Source organism: Pseudoalteromonas sp. 120-MNA-CIBAN-0494, assembly GCF_040308885.1.
GTDB lineage: Bacteria > Pseudomonadota > Gammaproteobacteria > Enterobacterales > Alteromonadaceae > Pseudoalteromonas > Pseudoalteromonas nigrifaciens.
Genome location: NZ_JBEOOE010000153.1, coordinates 1 through 272, shown reverse-complemented (window position 1 = coordinate 272; position 272 = coordinate 1). Strand labels below are relative to the sequence as shown.

General features: G+C 46.7%; 1 pseudogene. It reads right to left on the bottom strand.

Annotated elements, in window-relative coordinates:
• Positions 1-272 (bottom strand): annotated as a pseudogene (locus tag AAEY55_RS18335) (lipase); the annotation flags it as partial.

Sequence of the window (272 nt, the reverse complement as noted above, 5' to 3'; positions counted from 1 at the left end):
GGTCTAAGGTTGCTTGACGGAAATTGTCACGCACTGTCAATGTGCTGGCGATGTTAACAAACACTAATGGGTTACCATTGGTGAACGCATTAGGCTTACCGACTACAGGACCAAAAGCTGGGGCTGTTGCAGATATCTCATAAGTGCCGTCTTTGTCTAAATCAAATGAACGAGCACCGTGCAATGGCATATCAATCGCAATAGTGGCAACACCAGCTGCAGCGTATGTACCCGCATAAGCTAGTGCCATTTCTTTACCACCACCTAAACCA